Annotated in this window: 14 protein-coding genes and 1 pseudogene; 3 read left to right on the top strand and 12 right to left on the bottom strand. The window is 47.6% G+C overall.

The annotated features are described in order from the left end of the window. Positions 1–225 precede the first annotated feature (225 nt). The 4 genes and pseudogenes from cysE to O3C58_04045 form a co-directional block, all read right to left on the bottom strand. Entirely contained in the window at positions 226–924 is a 699-nt protein-coding gene (gene cysE, locus O3C58_04060) for a serine O-acetyltransferase (protein ID MDA0691036.1), read from the bottom strand. Positions 925–1292: 368 nt separating this feature from the next. Beyond that, positions 1293–1686 (bottom strand): annotated as a pseudogene (locus O3C58_04055) (glycine zipper family protein). 72 nt (positions 1687–1758) lie between these two features. Then, the gene (locus O3C58_04050) at positions 1759–2151 is read right to left on the bottom strand and encodes a glycine zipper family protein (protein MDA0691035.1); all 393 of its coding nucleotides are present in this window, start codon (positions 2149–2151) and stop codon (positions 1759–1761) included. Positions 2152–2575: 424 nt separating this feature from the next. Continuing rightward, complete coding sequence (locus tag O3C58_04045; protein MDA0691034.1) at positions 2576–3640, bottom strand: SPASM domain-containing protein; 1065 nt, start codon at positions 3638–3640, stop codon at positions 2576–2578. Between the two features lie 298 nt (positions 3641–3938). On the opposite strand from O3C58_04045, the gene O3C58_04040 reads away from it, so the two are divergent. Together O3C58_04040 and O3C58_04035 are read left to right on the top strand one after the other, a co-directional pair. Continuing rightward, positions 3939–4817, top strand: a complete 879-nt coding sequence (locus O3C58_04040) for a hypothetical protein (protein ID MDA0691033.1) — start codon at positions 3939–3941, stop codon at positions 4815–4817. A gap of 55 nt (positions 4818–4872) precedes the next feature. Next, positions 4873–5202: a (2Fe-2S) ferredoxin domain-containing protein gene (locus O3C58_04035; GenBank protein ID MDA0691032.1), complete on the top strand. Its 330-nt coding sequence runs from the start codon at positions 4873–4875 to the stop codon at positions 5200–5202. A 22-nt stretch (positions 5203–5224) separates the two neighbouring features. Here O3C58_04035 and O3C58_04030 read toward each other — a convergent pair whose 3' ends face one another. From O3C58_04030 to O3C58_04010, 5 genes are all read right to left on the bottom strand, one after another. Then, on the bottom strand, positions 5225–5833 hold the full coding sequence (locus tag O3C58_04030) for a septal ring lytic transglycosylase RlpA family protein (GenBank protein ID MDA0691031.1): 609 nt from the start codon (positions 5831–5833) through the stop codon (positions 5225–5227). A 226-nt stretch (positions 5834–6059) separates the two neighbouring features. Beyond that, complete coding sequence (locus O3C58_04025; protein ID MDA0691030.1) at positions 6060–6656, bottom strand: cyclic nucleotide-binding domain-containing protein; 597 nt, start codon at positions 6654–6656, stop codon at positions 6060–6062. Positions 6657–6784: 128 nt separating this feature from the next. Continuing rightward, the gene (locus O3C58_04020) at positions 6785–8566 is read right to left on the bottom strand and encodes an ABC transporter ATP-binding protein (protein ID MDA0691029.1); all 1782 of its coding nucleotides are present in this window, start codon (positions 8564–8566) and stop codon (positions 6785–6787) included. Beyond that, positions 8563–10311 (bottom strand): ABC transporter ATP-binding protein, encoded by a 1749-nt coding sequence (locus O3C58_04015; GenBank protein MDA0691028.1) that lies wholly within the window; start codon positions 10309–10311, stop codon positions 8563–8565. The genes O3C58_04020 and O3C58_04015 overlap by 4 nt, the downstream gene beginning before the upstream one ends. 7 nt (positions 10312–10318) lie before the next feature. Further along, the gene (locus tag O3C58_04010) at positions 10319–11044 is read right to left on the bottom strand and encodes a ZIP family metal transporter (protein ID MDA0691027.1); all 726 of its coding nucleotides are present in this window, start codon (positions 11042–11044) and stop codon (positions 10319–10321) included. A gap of 280 nt (positions 11045–11324) precedes the next feature. Between O3C58_04010 and O3C58_04005 the strand changes: the two genes are divergently transcribed. Continuing rightward, positions 11325–12755: a mannose-1-phosphate guanylyltransferase/mannose-6-phosphate isomerase gene (locus O3C58_04005; protein MDA0691026.1), complete on the top strand. Its 1431-nt coding sequence runs from the start codon at positions 11325–11327 to the stop codon at positions 12753–12755. A 52-nt stretch (positions 12756–12807) separates the two neighbouring features. Here O3C58_04005 and O3C58_04000 read toward each other — a convergent pair whose 3' ends face one another. From O3C58_04000 to O3C58_03990, 3 genes are all read right to left on the bottom strand, one after another. Next, positions 12808–13830, bottom strand: coding sequence for a cytochrome-c peroxidase (locus O3C58_04000; protein MDA0691025.1), 1023 nt, complete (start codon positions 13828–13830; stop codon positions 12808–12810). Between the two features lie 184 nt (positions 13831–14014). Beyond that, on the bottom strand, positions 14015–15154 hold the full coding sequence (locus O3C58_03995; GenBank protein ID MDA0691024.1) for a HEAT repeat domain-containing protein: 1140 nt from the start codon (positions 15152–15154) through the stop codon (positions 14015–14017). Between the two features lie 24 nt (positions 15155–15178). Next, positions 15179–16093, bottom strand: a complete 915-nt coding sequence (locus tag O3C58_03990; protein ID MDA0691023.1) for a glycosyltransferase — start codon at positions 16091–16093, stop codon at positions 15179–15181. Positions 16094–16249: the final 156 nt, after the last annotated feature.

The raw sequence follows: 16249 nt of genomic DNA, 5'->3' as shown, positions 1-16249 counted from the left end.
TGGAACAGGCGACCTGCCCTTAAAGGTTATACGGAAGTGCGGAATTTAATTCCGCCTTTCCAGCCTGTTCGCACGGGCTAGAAAGCCCGTGCCACCAATATAAGAAATCCTTGTACAGTGTTCGATTTCCTGTAATAAACTAATTTTTAGAGATGCCCTTAAATAACAAGGAGCCGCTCAAGACCTCGCATCAACCCAACGCGATCCGAGCACCGATTTGGGTGGTCAATCATCCTGGCTTTTAAGAGGATTAGGATCAGCCAGTTTTTCCTTTTGCGCCTCGACGGCTTCTCTTAAGGAACGGATTTCTTTTTCCATTTTCGGCAATCTGTCCAACATGCATTCTATCGCCTGAGCAACAGGGTCCGGAAACGATTCCTGACTATCCTCACTCTCAAGGTCCGCAGAAATTCCGGAAAATACCACCCGACCAGGCACCCCGATGACTGTGGAATATTCAGGCACATTCTGAAGCACAACGGAACCCGACCCGATTTTGGTATTTTTCCCAATCGTTAACGGTCCCAACACCTGGGCTCCGGCGCCGATCACCACATTATCTTCAATGGTCGGGTGCCGCTTGCCCTTCTTCATACTCAGCCCGCCAAGGGTGACCCCATGGTAAATAAAAACGTTGTCGCCAATTTCAGAGGTTTCTCCAATCACCACCCCCATTCCATGGTCGATAAAAAATCGACGTCCGATTTTCGCGGCGGGGTGAATTTCAATTCCGGTCAACCAACGGAAAAAAAAGGAGAGAATCCGTCCGGTAAATTTTAAGTCCTGGTTCCACAACCAATGAGAAATCCTGTGGGCAATGAGAGCATGAACTCCAGGATAGCAAAACAGAACTTCCCAAAAATTTCTTGCGGAGGGGTCTTTTTCCAATGCCACCTGAACATCTTCTTTAATCTGCTTCAGCATACTGTCTCAAATCAGGTTCGTCCCACAATTAACTAATTGTAAAACATATTATATAAGGACAGCAGAGAGTTTCCAACCGCAAACACCAAACAGATCAAAATAGTCCCTTGTGTTTTATCGGTGGCCCAAAATTTATTAATTTTTAATTCCCTGTTACAAAGAAAAATCAGCCCCCTTCAGGGTCAAGGAAGAAACCATGCCATGAAAGACAGTTGAATAGGATGAGAATGAAAAAAAAGGGGCGATCCTAAAAAGGATTGCCCCTCAAAAGAGCTTTAATAGCCAAGAAACTACATGCACATCTGATAGAGGCTAGTAAACTTATCGCACAGTGATATTTTTTTAGCCTTGGGGAGCAGAAACTCCGGCTAGTTGATTACCCGGTGACCTCGACCAACCATGCAATTTTTATATGCTCGTTTATAATTGTCTTCAGCGCCAAGTTTCTGATTGGCCCCACCGCCAACACCACCTGCTGCCGCACCAATCATGGCTCCCTTCCCCGGAGAGCCAACCGCAGCGCCAAGGACCGCGCCCGCGACAGCGCCGATCGCACCACCGACCAAGGCTCCCTTACCGGCCTCTTTTGCCGTATCGCCTGAAGCACTTTGCGCCAACTGTCTACATTCTACCGTGTCGCGCTCAATATTTGCCGCATTCGTATCCCCATAAGGGTCTACGGTCGGACGCCAGTCGCCTTGGCTGGCACCCGGTCAATGCCATTGCACTCACTAAAATTACCGCCATAATTTCCTTAACCATTTTTGCAACTCCTTCTTTTTCTATTTAACAACTTGGCCCCAGATAACATTTTGCAAGGAAATCCAACAACCTTCAAATGACGTTGTGACCACGGTTACGCATACAATTAATAAAAGCCTGTTTGTATTGCTCATCAGCCCCAACTCCCTGACTTACCATGCCACCGACGCCACCTGCCGCCGCTCCAATCGCAGCACCCGGACCAGGAGAACCCACGACGGCACCGATTGCCGCACCTGCCGCCGCACCCGTGGCTCCACCGACCAAAGCACCTTTTCCAACTTCTTGAACAGGGTTTCCCGATGCATGTCTAGCCAATGTTTGACACTCTATTTGGTCCCTCTGAATGTTCGCGACATTAGGATCGCCATAGGGGTCCACGGTAGGTGTCCAACCTGAATGATAAGCACAACCGGAAAACACCACCGCTAAAATAAAGATAATAGATATCGTTGTTTTTCTCATCATCCTCCCCCCCTTCAACTCGCAAGTTGACTTCCAGGAAACTATGGAACCAAGTCCTCACGTCCTTCGATTCTTAAATAAAACGAACCCCTCATTTACTTGGGTTGTTCATTGAAATTATTCTACAAACAACATACTGAACATATATATGTTAATGCAAATCTGCGAGTAAAACTAACATTAAATTTACGGGTAGTTGTGACTGATGTCACAAACTTTGCGGGCTGAATTTCAACCCTTTACGCACTGACCTTCCCCGCTATTTGTGGACAATTAATTAAGCCGTATTCTTTTTTCAAAGTCTACCGGGCTGAGACAGCCGAGATAGGAATGGCGACGTTGCTGATTTTAAAACATTTCGATGTAATTAAAAATGTCCGTCTATACCTCTCCCTGCTAGGTTAGGGAAAGCACTCAGCTTGCATCAAGTGAAATTGTAGGCAAAGCATCCGCTGGAACAGCGCACCATATAATGAGGGCAGGTTTTACAGGGTTCTTTAGGCGTGGTGTCCTCAAAAACGTGGCTGAGGAATTTGGTGTGCATTTTGGTGACGGCAAGTTCGTTGACTTGTTTGAAATCTTTCACATTTCCCATTTTAAAATTATGGAAGGGGAAACAATTGAAACAATCGCCTTTCGGATCGATGTCCATCGGGCTGTCGTCGGCACAACCAAAATAAAAATCCTTGTCCCAGTCCTTCATCGCCGGAACCGGCTGACTTCCATGATAAAAAAATCGCTCCACGAGAGAGGTCTCCTCTTCCTGAATCTCATCTAAGAAGCAAGGCGGGAAGGAGCAGTCGAAGCGGAAACACATCTGCGGAAAATCTTTAAGAAGCTCTATCATCAAGCGACCCATTTTGGGATAATCGCGAATCGGCAGGGTGATATTGCCCTGCTCTCCGACAATGGGGAACGCCGGACTGACGCGGATTTTATACTTCTGTCCCGGCGGCAACCCCAGGTTCTGATAAATATCGTCGATTTCCTGGCACTGTTTGTACAGGTCCTGTTTGATCGAATACAGATTCAGGCTGAACATGAGGCTGTAGCCGTCCTTGCTCAATATGGCTTCGGCCACTTCACGGCAACGGCGATGGTTCTTTTCAGTGGTGTTTTCCATCGTTTGCCAGTTCAGAAGGACGGAGAAATGGACCTGGCGGTCGATACTTCCTCCCTTGCCCACGGTCTTGAGCAAAAGGTCGAAGGCTTTATCGGGCATGATGCCATTGGTAAAGATGCCAAGAAATGAAAAGGGCATCATATTATCCAACGTGCTGGATAGTATATCGGTGAAGCGAGGATGCAGCGTAGGTTCCCCACCCATGAAATTGATCAGCGTGGCGTTTTTAACTCGCGGCAAAACATCATTTATATAAAAATCATAATCCATGGACTTGTCCGGGGTGTGCACGGCCTCTTCCATGTATTCATCGGCAAAGCAATAGTTGCATTTTAAATTGCAATAACTATTCAGAATAATATTCATTCACTTATTCCCCCGGGCTCATGGCCCAAATTAAACGATGCTCATAGCCCTTGTGGGATCGGAATCGAGTTCAATTTTCAGACTGGCAAACTTAGGCATCATTATATCGGGTTTTCTTAAAACAGGTCAGTTTTATACAGATTTCGGCAGAGGGATGAATGCATAGGAAGCAAAAATTGGGAATGGGAAGAAAGGATCGGGGTATTCATAAACATTGATTTAAAATAGGTTGAAATCGATTGCCAATCCAGTCAAAATACAGCATCAACATAAAACCTGCATAGAAATAGAGAGTCCAATGTTAGCTTTTGCCAAAGATATTTCTCAAACTGATTTGAAGCACCCGGAAGAAGATAAAAACTCCGAATTACAGCAGTACATGGACTACCAGCGCAAGTTGAATCATGAGCGCATCATTTACCACGCACTGGACCGGGCCAAAACCGCTCTGCAAGAGAACATTCAGGAAGCACTGGGGGACAACGAAAAATTGGCTCCGTATCTGCAAGAAACATTTCCCTTCAGTCAAAAATTTGCCAATGCAGACACCCTCATGCTCATGTTGCGCAAACTGGTGAACGGACACAATTCCGGCAACAACTGGTACCGCATGAATGCCTATTACTACGCCCTGGTTTATGATTGCTTAAAGAATTTCACTGATTTTTATAACCAGCAGGTGCTTTCATCTCCAGAAAAACAAGCCGAATATGATATTTCAGGGGGAATGGAAATTGATTTTGACGACTGGGTAAACCTGTATTTTCCCGACCTGGATTTCCACATTGGTAAAAAACTGGAAGCCTCTCATTACCCTTTCTCCAAGCGAAACCAAGCCATTCAACAAGATCTCAATAAGGAAATGGCAAACGGCAAATCATTTGAGGAAGCTTTGCAGGCCGTTAAGGAAGAATATGAAATTGACGACATCTCCATCAAGGTCCTGCTGAATACGAAAGCCAGTCAAAAGGATTTGGAGCTGTTTTACACGTCCGTTGAAAACCCGATCTACGAATACCTGAATCCGGTCCAGGAAGGACAGTGGGGCGTCATGGACGGAGAATCTCTACTCAACCACGCGTATTTTTTAGGGTCGGAATTGAAAGTCTGGACCTGGAGGAAGCGCGAAGATGTCGAATTAGTTATGGATGAAATCGCAAAACAAAGTAAGAAATAGTCCCAGCCTTTCTGGGGACCGACCCCTGGGAAATGTTTTTTCCGATTGAGAATTCATGTCACGATTTCAAAAACACATCTTCATCTGCAACAACCAAAGAAAAACCGATGACCCCAGAGGCTGTTGTGCCTCACGCGGCTCCCTCGATTTACTGGACTACGCCAAAGGCCGGGTGCAGGAAATGGGGCTGAAAGGCAAAGTCCGCATCAACAAAGCCGGATGCCTGGACGCCTGTCAATACGGACCCGCTCTGGTCGTTTACCCCGACGACGTCTGGTATTCGCCCCAAACCCAAGAAGACATGGAAGAGATCCTTCGGGAACACGTTCAAAACGATCGCATCGTCGAGCGGCTGGTCATTCCATTTAAGAAAAAGGTCAACTGATTCTCTCCTCAAACACAATTCTTTACCCCGTCTCTACAAGGTCTATAGCCTGCACGCGGACGCGCGCCGTGCCATTTTTGTAAAAACCCAGTTTTTTTGCGGCGGCGGCGCTGAGGTCGATGATTCGATCGCCTGATCGGGCATTGTGGATACTGGGAAAAGGCCCCCGGTCGTTCACCCTCACGATAACGGAACTCCCGTTATCCAAATTGGTCACCATCACGTTGGTGGGAAGCGGCAACAGTTTATGGGCGGCGGACAAGCCATTCGGATTGAAGGCTTCGCCATTGGCTGTCATGTGGCCGTCTTTTTGACGGAGGGTTTCTTGCCCATACCAGGAGGCGACGCCCTCCTGCTCATAATTCTGGGCGCTGGCAACGGTCATGGGATGATATCTTTTTCCCTTCACCGTATAAGGAGAGTTCTTCACCCTCCCTTGCCGAATCGCCTCCTTCACCGGCAGACCGTCGATTTCTTCGATTTCAGGATTCGTCAATTCCCAACTGAGCGGGGCTTTGGCCACATTGAAGGAAAATTCGCCTACCTTATAAACCAGCTTCGTCGTCCCCTTGGTAAATTTATAGACCCCGGTCACCGCCCACAGGGTTCCATTGACGGTTCCTTTACCCACACGGTAAGTTTTCTTGATGGCTGAACATCCAGCAAAAAATAGGACGAAACCGCAAACCATTAATAATAGGCGAAGCCAGTTTTTCATAAAGGGAGGACACCGAACCGTTAAATATTTGTTTTTACTTATCTAATGTATTTTAACAAATTCGCGGTGGGATTGAAATTTTGTTGCGGATGTGGGAGGAGAAAATACTATGAAGTTGAATACGTACCCGACCAGAAAATCAGCGGGCTAATTTATCGATAGTTTCGGTGATGTTTTCATAAACGCCTTCGAGGCGGGCGCCGCTTTTGATGATCTTATGAAAATCATCGCGGAATTGATCACTTGCATTGTTGACCCGGTTCAACTCCCCCTTCAAAAACAACAGGGAATTATTAACTTCTGCGATCCGGCTCACCAGCAGTTCGATGTATTGGTCTTTGAGCTTGATTTGAGTGGGACTTTTCAGTTTGCTGAACAACTCCCCATTTAACCGGAGAATACTGGCTTTGTCCTTGGCGATGACATTGGTGGGACGGGCCTTCCTGTTCATGAAGGAAATTTCTCCAAAAACCGCCCCCGGTTTCAGAGTGGCAATCATCAGGTCGGGGTTCTTATTATTTGTCAAAAAAACCTCTCCCTTGAGAAGAATGTAAGTGGAAAAATCCAAATCTCCCTGCTCAATGATGACGCTGCCAGGATCGCAATCGAGGACGTAATTATCGGAAGAGGCAAACTCTTTTTTTTCCTCTGGATCAAATATATCAAAGAATGGAATTCCATCTAACACCTTAATTAAATGTAATTTAGTCTTTGGAACCTGTTTGTGCAGACCCATGATTTTCCCTCTAAAATATTAATTTAATATTATTTATATAAGGTTAGCAGAATTTTATCGGAATGCAAGATATTTTTAATTTACAGTGAATGTTTTTATCTAATGTGATTTTTTTCAGAGGTTTTGGTCTAGGAAGCGGGGATCTCATCGGCCTGAAGGTGGTAAAGCTTGTGGTACACCCCTTTTTGCTTCAAAAGTTCCCTTTGTGAACCGTATTCAATGATTTCTCCCTTTTTAATGACCAGGATTTTATCGACGTGCTTGAGGGTGGATAACCGGTGGGCGATGATGATCGAAGTCCGGCCTTTGATCAGCTCTCGGGTAGCATTTTGAATATGGCGTTCGGTTTCGGTATCGACGCTGGATGTGGCTTCATCGAGCACCAGAATCCGGGGGTCCACTGCCAAAGCACGGGCAAAGGAAAGCAATTGCTTTTGGCCGAGAGAAAGGTTGCTTCCCCCTTCACTAATGTCCTGAAGGTATTTCAAGGGGAGATTGTCGATGAAATGATGCGAATGGACCGCCTGAGCAATGGTTTCCGCAGCACCCTGCTCCAGGTTCGGGCTTCCCAGGCGGATATTTTCCAGGATATTGCCGGAAAATAAAAAGACATCCTGCTGGACCTGGGCAATATGCCGGCGCAATTCATATTTATCCATTTCCTGAATGGGAACCCCATCCACCCGTATTTCTCCCTTCTGGATATCGTAAAACCGGCACAGGGTATTGACAATGGTGGACTTGCCCGATCCGGTGGCGCCGACAATGGCCAGGCTCTCCCCTGCCCGGATGGAAAAGGAAATATCTTTCAGTACATAGTCGTCGTTTTTATAGGCGAACCACACGTTTTTAAATTCCACCGCTCCATTAAGACCACTTGCGGAAGAAACGGGTAGGCTGGGGTTCTTTATTTCCTCTGGAGTGTCGAGAAGTTCAAACACCCGCTCAGAAGAAGCCATTGCGGTTTGGATGATATTGAATTTTTCCGCCAGGTCGCGAATGGGTTCAAAAAATTTCTGCAAGTACTGGAGAAAAGCCACAAGCACCCCCAGTTGAATTTCATCCTGCACAAACCTGCCGCCGCCATACCAGATGACCAACCCGATCCCCAGAGCGCTGAACAGGTCGATAGAGGGAAGATAAACCGAATTGTAATGCAAAGACCTCAGGTCTTCCCTGAGTTTATCGGCGTTAATACCCTCAAATCGTTGGTAATGTTGCCTCTCCCTGTTGAATATTTGCACCGTCGCCATGCCGGACAAATTTTCCTCCAGAAAGGTGTTCAGCCCGGTGACGTGCGCCCGGTTCTTACGAAGGGCGTCCCGCGCCCGCGTGCGATACGCCTGGGTCGCCAGATACAATAAAGGGAACACAAGACAGACCACCAACGTCAACCGCCAGTCCAGATAAAACATGACACAAAAGATTCCCACCAGCGTGAACAGGTCGTTGAAAATCAGGATGAGCCCGGAGGTAAGCATTTCATTGAGCACTTCCACGTCATTGACAACCCGGGTGACCATTTTGCCGATGGGATTCTTGTCGAAAAAACTGAAGGACATTTTGTGCAGGTGAGCAAAAACCTGGGTCCGCATGTCGTACATCACCTTCTGCCCGATGAACTGCATCAGATAAGTCTGAAAAAACTGGCACACAAAGGCCGTTACCATGATACCCAGGTACATGAGCGCAATGGCATCCAGACCTTGCACCCGGGACACCTTGATATAGTCGTCAATAACAATCTTGGTGAAGTAAGGCCCGGCCAGATTCAGCACGGAAACCGAAAATAAAAAGAAGATGGCAACGGCAACTAGAATGCGGTAGGGCCTGAGATAAAAAACGATCCTCTTAAATAACGCCTTGTCCTGATAACGGTCCTCCAGGTTTTCGGAAAACGTTGCGCTCATTGCAGGGTGATTTCCATTTGCTGGGCCAGCGCCTGATTCGTGAACATTGTCGAATAAATTCCCCGCTTGGCCAATAGCTCGGAATGCGTCCCGCGTTCCACAATTTTACCGTCATCCATGAGAATGATCTGGTCTGCCTGACGGGCGATAGATAAACGATGGGTGATGATCACAGTCGTGACCTCGCGGATCGTTTGCTTGATTTGTTTAAGAATAAACGCTTCGGTTTCTGCATCGAGGCTGGAGAACGCATCGTCGAGAACCAACAATTTTGGATGTTTCAATAAAGCCCTCGCCAGGGCGATCCGCTGTTTTTGCCCGCCTGATAAAGACACGCCCCGCTCTCCGACAATGGTTTCCAGCCCCTCGGGAAACCGATCAAAGTCCGCTTCCAATCCAGCGTTTCTAACAGCCTCGTCAATTTCCTCCTGAGTGGCCTCCTCATTTCCAAGAAGAATGTTGTCGCGTATCGACAGGGAAAATAAAAACGGCTGCTGATCCACATAGCCGATGTTTTTACGAAGATGTGACAGAGAAATTTTCTGGATCGGTTGGCCATCAATACAAAGACTTCCAACATTGCCTTCCAAAATACGCGGCAGCATTTGTGCGAGCGTGCTTTTTCCCGAGCCGATCTTTCCCACAATGACCAGGGTCTGTCCTTTTGGTATCGTCAAGTCGATTCCTGTCAATGCCGCCGAGGCGCTTCCCGGATAACTGAAGCCGAAATTTTTAAATTCAATCTCCCCCGACATTTGAAAAAAATCCTCCGTCCCCTCTGTGATGGCCGGTTGGGATGCAAATATCTCCTGGATACGCCCCATGGCGGACTGGCCTTTTTGCGTTAAATTGATCATATAACCAATCCCCATCATCGGCCACGACAACATCATCAGGTAACCGTTGAAAGCGACAAACGAACCCAGGCTCATTTCCTCGCCGATGACCGCTTTTGCGCCCAACCAAAGAGAGATCATCGACGCCACCCCCAGGGTAAATACCAGAGAAGGCGTGAAGATGCCGAACAATTTGGTGATCTGAAGATTTTTCTGAATGTATTCCCGGTTCAATGCATCAAATTTTATTTTTTCGTTCTCCTCCTGAGCAAAGGCATGCAGTACACGGATTCCCGCCAGGTTTTCTTGAACGCGGGCGGTCATGGTTGCCAGATGCTCCTGCACCGCCTGATGACGTTTGCTGATCTCTTTAATGAATTTAAAAAATAGAACGGAAACCAGGGGAAGCGGGAGCAGAACCACCATCGTCAGGCCGGGGTTGATCCAAACCATCAAGGAAACACAGGCGATGATGACCACTGTGGCGTCTACCAGAACCAAAAGGCCCAAGCCAATAAAATCCCGGACCGACCGCAGGTCGTTGGTCGCACGAGAAATCAGGTCGCCCATTTTTTGGCGCTGAAAGTAGAATTTGTCGAGAGTTAGAAAATGAGCAAACAGCTTGTTCAAAATATCGAACTCGGCCTTGCGTGAGGGGCCGAACAGATACTTTCGCCACCCGTAGCGGCCAACGGCAAGGAAGGTGGAAGTTGCAAACAAGAGCCCGGCGTATTTTAAAAGGACGGATCGGCTGGGGTCCTGGGGGAGGAGATCCACAAACTCTTTTAACAGCCAGGGAATCACAAGGCCCGCAAGATCCGTCATCAGAAGAGCAGTCATACCGATGGCCATCTCACGCCTGTATTTTGCCATGAACGGTAGAAAGGGCTGGATCTTTTTCGGAATCATTTTCCTGTCACACAAGCCCCTTGGAGAGAATCATGACTAAAATTCCAAGACACAGACTGACTAGATTTTTATACTCTTTTCCCTCATGCTCCTCGACGACAGCCGGTAAAAGATCGGCGGTGGAAATGAACAGGAACGTCCCTGCGGAAACTCCCATTGCCGTGGCTACCAGGTAGGCATCCACCCCCTGGAACAATAAAATTGTCAGCACTGCGCCCAAAGGAGTTGCCAGCGCGAAAACAAACATGGAGAGCAGAATTTTTTTCTTGGAATACTCACCGCCGCGCACCAGCAGACTGCTCAATGCCAGCGCAGCCGGAAATTTATGCACGGTGACCGCTAGAATGATGACCGTGCTCAGGTTCAACAAACTCCCGGCACCGATCGCCATACCATCAAGGATGCTGTGAAACCCGATGCCTACATAGGCCGCCAACCCAATTTTGTGAAAATCACATTCCCCTTCTTCACAGGGATGCACCATGATGAATTTTACCAGAATGAAAATCAGCAGAAAGCCGAGCATGATGGCATACCCCACTTCTCCGCCTAAAACCGGGCTGATCTCAGGTAAAATATGAAAAAAAACCGCTCCCAGCAATGTCCCGGCACAAAAACTGATGATCATGCGGAATGTGGACTTTGACCACTTTTTGAAAGTGGGAAGCCAACCGCCCATCATGGTGATCAAAAATACAAATGCCAGAAAGGGGTAAAAAATCTCTTTTTCCATAACGGGATTACAAATCCTTTGCAGAATAGACAGGGTTCAGATGATTTAAGGAGTTTTTTTTGTAGTCCTTTGATGAACTTTTCGCTAGTATGGGTTCCAAATTATTCGCAGGAATATCATAAATAAACCTTTGCAATTCAATTTCCAATTCCCCTAAGATTGCATCGGGGAACCCAGCGGACGCGTCAAATTATCATAACCATATTCATTTAGCTATCATCCATTAATACGCAAGTTTCTCCTTAAGATTCCTTTCTATCCAACAGGTTATCGGCTCATCATGTTCGGAGTTATTCTAGCAGGCGGCAGCGGCACCCGGTTCTGGCCCAAAAGCCGTGAACAAAGCCCAAAACAGCTTCTAAAAATCGTAGGTTCGGGAACCATGATCCAGAACACGGTTGAAAGGCTGTTGCCGTTGATACCCATCCAAAATATTTTCCTGGTCACCCACGCGGATCATGCGTTTGAAACCTGCCGCCAGGTGGAAAAATATGGATTCGACCCTTCGCATCTTTTGGCCGAGCCAGTGGGAAAAAATACGGCGGCGGCCATAGCCTTTGCAGCCAAGGTTCTCCATAAAAAAAACCCCGATGCCGTCATGGCGGTCTTTCCTGCCGACCATGTGGTGGAGAACCCGAAAGCCTTTCACCAGGTTTTGAGCCAGGGCGAACAAGTGGCCGCTCAGGGGCACCTGGTCACTCTGGGAATCACCCCCAACCGCCCGGAGACCGGTTACGGATATATCAAAAAAGGCCCCTCTTTGGATGCAGTGAACAATGCGTGGCAAGTTGAAGGATTCGTCGAAAAACCGGATGCCAAGACTGCGCAACAATATATCGATGTTGGCGGATACTTCTGGAATTGCGGCGTGTTTCTTTGGAAAGTTTCAACTCTCCTGGAGGAAATGAAAGCTCATCTGCCGGAAATTTATGACCGGCTGGACGCCATTGTTTCGCACACGGTTGATAATGCCCGAAAATACCCCTACCGCCTTCTCGGCGCAGAAGGGAAAAAAATATACAATTCTCTGCCGTCCATTTCCATCGATTATGGAATTTTGGAGAAAACAAAGCATGCCGCTCTGATCCCTGCGGATATTAATTGGAGCGATGTCGGGGCATGGAACGCTCTCGAAGAAGTGAGCGAAAAAGACGCAAATGGCAACGTACTCTCAGGAAACGTGACTCAGCTCAATTGTTCAGGTTCTATCATTCAAGGCGAAGAACGAATCATCGCCGCGGTGGGGCTGAAGGATTTAATCGTGGTCGATACTCGCGATGCACTTCTGGTATGCAATAAAAACCAGGCTCAGGAGGTAAAAAAGCTTGTGGAACTATTAAAAAAGGAAAAACGCCCGGAAGTTGAGATCGGCGCCACTGTGCAAAAACCCTGGGGCTCCTATACCGTTCTAGAGAAAAAAGACAACTACCTGGTAAAACGTATCGACGTCAACTGCGGCGAACGGCTCAGTCTGCAATCCCACTCGCATCGTAGCGAACATTGGGCGGTTGTTTCGGGGGCCGCGCTGGTGGACCTTGACGACCAGCAAATCATCCTGAAGGAAAACGAATCGCTGTTCATCCCCAAGGAATCAAAACACCGGCTGGCGAACCCCAACGAATCAAACTTGAGCCTCATCGAAATTCAAGTGGGCGAGCGGGTGGATGAAGAGGACATCGTTCGCTACCAGGATGACTATAACCGCTGTTAACTAAAAACCTCCTTCCCTTCCCTGTAACCGGAAGAGAAGGATTTGATATTCGTCAAGGAAGCTGGGGAATCAAGACCAGGATAGGTTCCCCTTCCAACGCTTTCATAAATTCAACAAGGTCTTTTTCCTCCTGAGGGGTCAATCCCAGAGGGGTGATGAAGGGACTTTTGTTCTGATCCACATCCCCTCCACGGTTATAAAAAGCGACCACTTGTTCCAGCGTTGTCGCACTGCCATCATGCATGTAAGGTGCTGAACGTGTGATATGGCGCAAACCGGGAGTCTTGAAAGCACCCTTGTCAAAATCATCCTTGCTTTCATTGAACCGTCCCAAATCCACCGTCAAAGGTCCGTGTTGTTTGACCCCGATGTTATGAAAATTACTGTCTGTGAAGGCAGGCCCATTGTGACAAATGGAACACTTGGCTTTTCCAAAAAACAAATTCATGCCATTGACCGCACTCGCAGGCATAGCCTTTTTGTCCCCCTGCCAATATCTATCGTAGGCAGAATTATTTGAGACGACGGAGCGTTCAAACGTGGCGATGGCTTTTCCCACATTCTGCATGGTGATTGAGTTTTTGCCAAAGACCCGGTCAAACAAATGGACATAACCGCGGATCGCCTTGAGTTCATTGACAAGCTCATCATAATCCTGATTCATCTCCCCGGCGGCGCCAATGGGGCCTAAGGCCTGGTCCTCCAGACTTTTTTTCCTGCCATCCCACATTTGTAAAGGGAAATAGCCGCTGTTTATTACTGTTGGGGAATGGCGGCCCAGCTCCTTTTGCCCGTGACCAATAGCGCGTGGAAGCCCATCGCTCCAGCCCAGACCAGGATTGTGACAAGTCGCGCAACTGATCCAGTTACTGCCGGACAACCTGGGATCAAAATAGAGCATTTTCCCCAGTTCTTCTTTTTCCGATGACCAGGCATTGTCCGCTGGATATTTCATTTCCGGCAACGGTTCGTAGACGCTTTCCTCGGCAGAAAGGGGGTTTGCAGAAATCATTCCAGCCGCCACCAGAAATAAAAGAGCTGTGAAGGGGAAATTGAACTTTCCAGATATTTTCATTTTTATTTTCCTTTCCTGATGAAATTGGTTAAGAGCATTTAAATGTTTTCATATCCAAATTAGAAACTGTCACAAGCAACCATCCTATTTTTTAATCCCACCAGTGGGTTTAATTCTCCGTAGCTTGCACGGCTTTTAAATTAAAATCCTTTTTGGATACCCAGCCCGCTTGCGGCGGGGTCGTTCATTGCATGAGTTTAATCAAATTACCCGCCGCGTAAGACCGAACCGCTTCCTGAGGGTCCTCAAGCATACGAATCAAAAGCGGAAACGCCTCAGATCCACCCATCATGCCCACCGCACGCACTCCTGCTGTACGAACGCGCGTGTTTTCATCTTCGAGCGCCTGACTCAACAATTGCGCCCGATCTGTCGTGTTAATTTCAACAAGAATTCTGGCGACGGTACTGCGAACTCCGTAATCCGAGTGTTTAAGTTCTACGGCAAACACCTCCCGGCACGCTTCAGAGCCCATGCGATTCATCGACACCGCGGCGGAGACTCGCACCATCGGGTCTTCGTCTTCACACAGTTCCTTGATGCGGCTCCCGGAAACGTCAGAGGGTAAATAGCCCATGATCAGCGCCGCTTGATAACGTACCGAAGGATTATCGCTCAATGTCAATTCCGATAAGCGAGGGAAGATATCTGGCTCAGCCAACTTACCGATGGCTTTCAAACTGTAGAATTTAACTTCGTCCTCATCATCATCCAATAAGGCGATTAAATGAGGGAGCATTTCCTTCGCATGCATTTTTCCAAGATAACCGATCGCCTGGTACCTTGAAACGGAATTGGAATCTTTTAACGTCTCCAGCAAAATAGATAGGTGTTCCTTCTCCCCCAACTTATACAAAGACGCGGCGGCGGCCATTCGCACCGGGCGGTCCGACGATTTCAGGTGCTGACGAATGTCCCCCCTGGCCTCCAGACGGCCCAAATCCCCCAGCATTTCCAGAGCCGCACTCTTTACCCAGACATTGGAATCGTTTGCAAGACTCTTGGCGACGACTGCCGCTTCCTCTTCAGAAAAATTCTTAAACGCCTGCAAGGCAAACAACCGGGTGGTGTGGTAAGCATCGGTTGCGGCTTTTTTCAGTAACGGAATGAGCGCCGGGTCTTGAGATTCTCCCGCCGCTCTGGCCGCGGCTCCACGGACATAGGCGTTCTCACTCTTAATCGCATGATAAAGAATTGAGAAACAGCGCTGCCTCAGCTTCTGGATCGCGTCTTCAGGTTTTTCTACCGCCGCAGGGGTGGTCGTAATCACCAACAAAACCAATAAAAAGGATGCGGTCCCGATTAATTTTTTTAAATTTTGCATGGTTCAGCCAACTTTTTAAATTTCTTATTCCAACCCTGGTATTTGCAGAGCATTCAACTCCTCTGTTTCCGGCATCCCTTCCAGACTTTCTCCGCCGGAATATAGTTTTACCAGGGACCGATAATATTCCACTTCCTTGACCTTTCCGCGCTTGGCAAACCCCAGAACCAGAATACCGCATTTGGTCTGCATCATCTCGATTACCTGAGTCCGCCGTTCTTCCCCAAGTAACGGTTCCCGAAGGAGCTTTAGAAGGGCAACTACCCGAAACCGGTCCATCCCCCAATATCTGAAGGACAATTGATCCTCATGCCCTCCCCGCTTGACGATTAACTTCTGGTCAATCAAATGAACCGGGTATCTCAGGGAAATCCGCAACCACAGGTCATAATCCTCGCAAACCGCCAACGCCTCGTCGAACAGACCCACTTCTGAAAAAAGCGAAGCCCTCATCAGAACAGATGAAGCGCTGATGATACAAAGCGACAGGCAATCGGAGAAAATATTCCCCGTAACTTTACGATGCTTGTTCAAGGGGTTGACCCGCACTCCCTTGCGAATCCAGATTTCATCGGTATAGCATACTTGACAGTCCGTTTGCGATTCCATCCACGCAATCTGAGTCTCCAGTTTATTCTCCACCCACAAATCATCGGAATCAAGAAAGCAGATATAGCGGCCCCTGGCCAGCGCGATTCCCTGGTTTCTGGCCTTCGACACCCCTTTGTTTTCCGGGCAGAATATATAGCGAGTCTCGGGGAACTCCTGAACCACCTCTTTTGTATGGTCTGTGGAGCCATCATCGACCACAATCAACTCAAAATCGGTAAAAGTTTGGGACAAAACGGATTCGATCGATTCCTTTAAAAATCCAGCGCGGTTATAAGTCGGCAGGATGACTGTCACCATCGGATTCATCGTTTTGAATTTAGTTTCCATAAATTACGGTATATAAAACTTTAGGACATAAAAATTCGGTCTTCTTAAGTTTTGTGGAAACCCACAATTGGCTTGACAAAATGCCCTTTTTCCCATAAAAATAATAGTTTCCGCCAGATTCACTGGATTAATAATATCTACTCAGGGTGTTGATTT

The sequence above is a fragment of the Nitrospinota bacterium genome (genome assembly GCA_027619975.1).
Taxonomy (GTDB): Bacteria; Nitrospinota; Nitrospinia; order Nitrospinales; family VA-1; genus JADFGI01.
This window is presented reverse-complemented; position numbering and strand designations above follow the sequence as displayed.

Excerpts from the sequence above, each read along its gene's own strand:
- cysE (MDA0691036.1), bottom strand. The coding sequence starts at position 924 with ATGCTGAAGCAGATTAAAGAAGATGTTCAGGTGGCATTGGAAAAAGAC.
- O3C58_04050 (MDA0691035.1), bottom strand. The coding sequence starts at position 2,151 with ATGAGAAAAACAACGATATCTATTATCTTTATTTTAGCGGTGGTGTTT.
- O3C58_04045 (MDA0691034.1), bottom strand. The coding sequence starts at position 3,640 with ATGAATATTATTCTGAATAGTTATTGCAATTTAAAATGCAACTATTGC.
- O3C58_04040 (MDA0691033.1), top strand. The coding sequence starts at position 3,939 with ATGTTAGCTTTTGCCAAAGATATTTCTCAAACTGATTTGAAGCACCCG.
- O3C58_04035 (MDA0691032.1), top strand. The coding sequence starts at position 4,873 with ATGTCACGATTTCAAAAACACATCTTCATCTGCAACAACCAAAGAAAA.
- O3C58_04025 (MDA0691030.1), bottom strand. The coding sequence starts at position 6,656 with ATGGGTCTGCACAAACAGGTTCCAAAGACTAAATTACATTTAATTAAG.
- O3C58_04020 (MDA0691029.1), bottom strand. The coding sequence starts at position 8,566 with ATGAGCGCAACGTTTTCCGAAAACCTGGAGGACCGTTATCAGGACAAG.
- O3C58_04015 (MDA0691028.1), bottom strand. The coding sequence starts at position 10,311 with ATGATTCCGAAAAAGATCCAGCCCTTTCTACCGTTCATGGCAAAATAC.
- O3C58_04010 (MDA0691027.1), bottom strand. The coding sequence starts at position 11,044 with ATGGAAAAAGAGATTTTTTACCCCTTTCTGGCATTTGTATTTTTGATC.
- O3C58_04005 (MDA0691026.1), top strand. The coding sequence starts at position 11,325 with ATGTTCGGAGTTATTCTAGCAGGCGGCAGCGGCACCCGGTTCTGGCCC.
- O3C58_04000 (MDA0691025.1), bottom strand. The coding sequence starts at position 13,830 with ATGAAAATATCTGGAAAGTTCAATTTCCCCTTCACAGCTCTTTTATTT.
- O3C58_03995 (MDA0691024.1), bottom strand. The coding sequence starts at position 15,154 with ATGCAAAATTTAAAAAAATTAATCGGGACCGCATCCTTTTTATTGGTT.
- O3C58_03990 (MDA0691023.1), bottom strand. The coding sequence starts at position 16,093 with ATGGAAACTAAATTCAAAACGATGAATCCGATGGTGACAGTCATCCTG.